The sequence below is a fragment of the Occallatibacter sp. genome (assembly GCF_049802275.1).
In the GTDB taxonomy this organism is placed as follows: domain Bacteria; phylum Acidobacteriota; class Terriglobia; order Terriglobales; family Acidobacteriaceae; genus Telmatobacter.
Genome location: NZ_JBARMD010000668.1, coordinates 1 through 4,922, shown reverse-complemented (window position 1 = coordinate 4,922; position 4,922 = coordinate 1). Strand labels below are relative to the sequence as shown.

Annotated in this window: 6 protein-coding genes; 2 read left to right on the top strand and 4 right to left on the bottom strand. The window is 59.3% G+C overall.

The features are described 5' to 3' along the window. Positions 1–122 precede the first annotated feature (122 nt). Complete coding sequence (gene lipA / locus WA354_RS22600) at positions 123–1,058, bottom strand: lipoyl synthase (RefSeq protein ID WP_472815284.1); 936 nt, start codon at positions 1,056–1,058, stop codon at positions 123–125. A gap of 85 nt (positions 1,059–1,143) precedes the next feature. Between lipA and WA354_RS22595 the strand changes: the two genes are divergently transcribed. Next, positions 1,144–1,431: a hypothetical protein gene (locus WA354_RS22595; protein ID WP_472815283.1), complete on the top strand. Its 288-nt coding sequence runs from the start codon at positions 1,144–1,146 to the stop codon at positions 1,429–1,431. 51 nt (positions 1,432–1,482) lie between these two features. On the opposite strand, the gene WA354_RS22590 is transcribed toward WA354_RS22595, so the two are convergent. The 3 genes from WA354_RS22590 to WA354_RS22580 form a co-directional block, all read right to left on the bottom strand. After that, the gene (locus WA354_RS22590) at positions 1,483–3,543 is read right to left on the bottom strand and encodes a S9 family peptidase (RefSeq protein WP_472815282.1); all 2,061 of its coding nucleotides are present in this window, start codon (positions 3,541–3,543) and stop codon (positions 1,483–1,485) included. A gap of 74 nt (positions 3,544–3,617) precedes the next feature. Then, positions 3,618–4,037 (bottom strand): hypothetical protein, encoded by a 420-nt coding sequence (locus WA354_RS22585; protein WP_472815281.1) that lies wholly within the window; start codon positions 4,035–4,037, stop codon positions 3,618–3,620. Continuing rightward, complete coding sequence (locus WA354_RS22580; protein WP_472815280.1) at positions 4,034–4,396, bottom strand: c-type cytochrome; 363 nt, start codon at positions 4,394–4,396, stop codon at positions 4,034–4,036. The genes WA354_RS22585 and WA354_RS22580 overlap by 4 nt, the downstream gene beginning before the upstream one ends. Before the next feature lie 188 nt (positions 4,397–4,584). On the opposite strand from WA354_RS22580, the gene WA354_RS22575 reads away from it, so the two are divergent. Beyond that, positions 4,585–4,922 (top strand): hypothetical protein (locus WA354_RS22575; protein WP_472815279.1); only part of this gene is annotated, 338 nt, incomplete at its 3' end.

Genomic DNA, 4,922 nt, shown 5'->3' with positions numbered 1-4,922 from the left:
CAATTGCCCCCCGCTGCTCCCCAGCTGGTCCGAGGATTGGCAGGACGATCGTGTGCTGTCCTCTGTTCTGGACCACCACTGACGTTTTCTATTTGGCAATTCTGGCCCGGAAAATGGGGTATTCAGTCGCAATTAGTAGCGTTGTTTCTTACAACAACAGCAGCAGCAGCGCCAGTCGACATGGCCTGCTCGTGCGCATGGTAGCTAGAACGCACCAGGGGCCCCGACTCCACATGGCGGAAACCCATCCTTAATGCTTCGGCTTTTAACTCGGCGAATTCTCCTGGCGTATACAAACGCGCCATGGGCAGATGATCGCGCGAAGGACGCAAGTACTGGCCAATAGTCAGGATGTCGCAGCCAACCGCGCCCAGATCGCGAAACACTTCGAGCAGTTCGTGGGTCTCTTCGCCCAACCCCACCATCACGCCGGATTTCGTCACGCCCCCCGGGTTCAACTCCTTGGAGTATCGCAACAGCTCAAGAGAACGCTCATAGCGCGCACCCGATCGCACCACGCGATAGAGTCGCGGAACCGTCTCCGTGTTGTGATTCATCACTTCGGGCTTTGCATCGACCACAGTGCCGATGGCCTCTCGATTGCCCTGAAAATCCGGAACCAGCACTTCGACGCGGCATCCCGGTGCCTGGCGGCGAATCTCCTCGATCACCATTGCAAATATCCGCGCACCACCAACAAGATCGTCGTCGCGATTCACGCTCGTAATGACTGCATGCTCAAGGCCCAGCGTCGCCACAGCTTCCGCCACACGACGCGGCTCGTCCTGATCAATGGGCTCGGGCCGCCCCTTCGGCACTGCGCAGAATCCGCAGCGGCGGGTGCACAGGTTGCCCAGCATCATGAAGGTAGCCGTCTTGTGATGCCAGCACTCGCCAATGTTGGGGCATTGCGCACTTTCGCATACTGTATGGAGACCCAACGAGCGCGCCAGCCGCTTCAACGAGTGGTAATTCTCGCCAACCGGGGCGCGAGCCTTCAGCCACTCCGGCTTGGGAGCAGGCGTTTTCCGTGCTGCCTCTATCTGCACAAGTTGCATCTCTTTTATTGTAGCGGCCGTGGCGCGAGCGGATTTCCGGCTCACTGATACGCGGCGTACAATCCATGCGAAGAGGGGGCAAAAAGTGAAAGGTGTTCTGGTTGTCGCCGTTGTTTGCCTGGCTGTGGGCATCGGCGTCATCTTCGGCTATTGCCATGGCACAACCGGCCTGCAATTCGGCTATCCGCTTTCTGTCTCTTCGATTCACATCGACATCACCACGACCGGCGCCGGAGTGCCCATCGCAGTCGGCTTGATATCGATAGGCTCGTTACTGCTGATCGTCGCCACCATCATCGCCGTGATTGGGATGTTTCGCCGGAAGGTCGATATGGAGCCCACCAGGCGGCGCGAAACCGCTTTCGAAGAATAGAAATCCCGCGAACAGATTGAAGTCCGCGGGATTCGGTATTCAGCTTCTCTTTCACTCCGCCTGTTTGGTTGGAGGTGCTGCCGCAGGAGCCGAAGTCCCCGGCTTCAGGTACTTGTCCCACCAGGCCAGCCAGCGCTCATAGCGGTCGCGAATGAAGCTCGGACGCGTGAATCCATGGAACTGGCCGGGATACACCACCAGCTCCGTCGGCCGGCCCAGCGACTTGAGCGCCTCATACATCTGCTCTCCACCCAGCAGGGGCACATTCATGTCTGAGGTGCCGCCCATGAACAGCATCGGCGTGTGCACGCGCTTGTCGACCTCCAGGAACGGATAGCTCATCTTGATGTAGAGCGGCAAATTCTTCCACGGCGGACCAAGCTCGTTGTCATATTGCAGGATGTACTGGTCCACTCCGTAGAACGACATCGGCGCCGCCACACCCGCTCCGCTGATTCCCGCCTTGAAGCGATCGGTGCTGGCCACGGTGTAGTCGGTGAGGATTCCGCCGTAGCTCCAGCCTGTGACGGCAAGGCGATTCGGATCTGCAACGCCCATCGCTACAGCTTTGTCGACGACAGCCAGCAGATCCTCAACTTCATAATGACCCCAGTCCGCCTTAATCGCCTTGGCGTAGTCCTGCCCGCGGCCCGAGCTGCCGCGGTAGTTCACGTTCAGCTCGGCGTAGCCTTTGGTCGCCAGCCACTGACGCATGAAGTCGAAGCTGTGTTCATCCTGACCGTTTGGTCCACCGTGAATGTAGAGAATCGTCGGCACCGGCGTTCCTGCCTTGAAGTCCGCAGGTCTGGTCAGCAACCCGTGCACTTCGACGCCTTCGTTATCTTTGGCGTCGATGTCTTCAGTGGGAACAAGGCTCAGTTCCGCCATCAGCGCATCGTTATGCGTGGTGAGCTTGCGCAGCGCGCCATTCTCGAACGCGTAGACCTCCGCCGGAGAAGTGTCGTTTGTATAGAGAACCGCCGTATGGCCGCCGGCCTGATCCCACGCCATCACGGCGCCCTGCTGCGTGAGTTCTCGTTTGATGCCGTTCCCGGCAAGCTCCACTTCAGCCGGATATTGATTGCGATCATCGGCGACCAGGTAGCGCAAATGCCCATCGGCCGAGAACAGCGGCTGGCTCACGCTGCGATCGAATGTTGCTGCCGGATAGCTGACCTTTCCATCCAGCGTCACTACCGCGGGCTTGGCTTGCGAATACTCGAGCAGTTCGAGTTTCGCCCCCTGCGTGTATGCAATCGACTTCGAATCCTGCGACCAGGCCAGGTGTCCTCCGTCCGGTCCCGTCCAGGTTGTCAGCTTCTTGGGGGTCGATCCCGCCTTCGCCTCCACCACAAATACATCGGAGTTGTTGCTACGGTCCGGGTCCGGGTCCACGTTGCTCTCGAACGCGACCCAGTTTCCGTCCGGCGACCACTCGGCTCCGTTTTCATTCACGTTCTTGCTCGCGGTCAGCTTTTCGGTTTTCTTGGTCGTCAGATCCCATAGGTACAGCACATTGAAAGCGTCATCGCGCAGATAGCCCTGGATGTCCTGCTTGAAGTGGTAGCGATCGATCACGATGGGCTTGGGCGGTGCGGGCGGCTTGCCTTCTTCGGGATCGGGCTCTGTCTTGGGATGCAGCGTAAGCAGCAGCTTCTTCGAGTCCGGCGACCAGCTATAACCCTGAATGTTCTGGTCGGTGATGTTGGTCAGCTGCTCGGCCTCGCCGCCACGCCGATCCATCACCCACACCTGGTCGCCTTTCACCGGCCCGGGCCGCGAAGACATGAAGCTGATGTACCGCCCATCGGGGCTGAACTTCGGCGACGAAGCGCCTTCTTTGCCGTAGGTCAACTGCAGATGAACGGATCCATCCCACTTCACCATCCACAAGTGCGACTGCAATTTGTCTTCCTTGGTATCGATCTGGCTGACGGAGTAGATAACCCACTCACCATCGGGAGAGACCACCGGACCGCCCACGCGCTGCAACCTGGCAAGATCGTCGAGGTTGATGTCCCGCTTTTTCGGCGCATCGGCGGCATGTGCGGCAACAATTGAGGCAAACGTCAGGAATAGACAACCAGCAAGCTTCAGCATTTTCGGCGGCATGGGCAAGAGATTACCATCCCGCCTCGCAAGGATTCCATGAGAATGTGGCGCGCGTAGAGCTTCTCAAGAAATCTCTACCGCAGCTTTTCCCGGACCTCGGTTCGCACCAGGTAGAAGAAGAAGACCAGGTTGAGCAGCCCCTGGATCAGCGCAGGAAACACATGCAGCCGTGTGAAGATCCAAACGTTATAGCCGCCCAGCATAAGCACGGCGGCCAGCGCCATTGCCCACGCCCAGCGAAACAGCATCAGCAATCCGCCGCAAGCCGCGAAAAGAAAGACCGGAAGCACCAAAAACAGCGGGGGATAATGCCCGCCCACCGCGCCGACAATGATGACCACCGCGAGCAGCAGCAGATACAGTGAAATCGCCGCGAGACCGGGCAAGGGCAGCAGTTCCCGCTTCGGTGCGGGAAGGCTATTCGATTCTTGCGCAGTGTTTATCGAAGGCTCGTCTCGTGTCTCCGGCTCACTGCCGTGCTCTTCGTCGCTCATAACGTGTGCAGATACGCCAGCAAGTCATGCATCTGCTGGTCATCGAGCGTGGTGCCGGGCATGGTTCCATGTCCGTGCTGGATCACCGCGGTCAGGCGCTCGTCGGTAGGCGGCGCCCCTGAAGGCATGGCCTTGATCTTGGTAATTGCCTGCAACCCCGGTCCGTGCAGACCTTGGGTTGTCGTTGGATAGTGGCACTTCGCGCAGGCCTGGTGAAATACCTCGGCGCCACGCGCCTCTACCGGCGTCCATTCCGACGCAGGTTTTGAAGGCGGCAGCGATTTGCATCCTGCCATGGCGGCAAGAGCGGCGCCGGACGCGATCAAAATCAGCAAACAACTGCAAATACGAGTCGGCATTTCTCCTCTGATAATACAGGTTTTGGGCGCCACCCAACCCTGTGTGCCGCAGCTCACAGCGGCCCGGAAATCAGATGCCATGCTGAAGATGTCTTGAAACCTTTCCATGCCACACCACGCAAGGATTATTGTTGGCCGCGCTACGGCATCGCTCGCACGCGACTGTTGAAGCCGAGGGAAGGGATCGCATGAAGCGCCGCCTCATCATCGCAGGAGTCATCGCGGCGCTATTCATCGCCGCCATCTGGCTGGTATTTGCGTGGCAGGCGCATCGCAGCCGTTTCGACTACTCGGGCACCGTCGAAACCCGCGAGATTCAGATTGGATCGAAGATCGGCGGCCGCGTTACCCAGGTCCCGGTCGAAGAGGGCCAGATCGTCAAGGCAGGGTCGACACTCGTCCGTTTCGAATGCGATGAACTGAAGGCGCAGCGCGCGCAGGCCCAGGCATCGCTTGAGCAGGCGCAGGCGGACCTGGACAAGATGCTGCGCGGCAATCGCCCCGAAGAGATCGCCCAGGCCGAAGC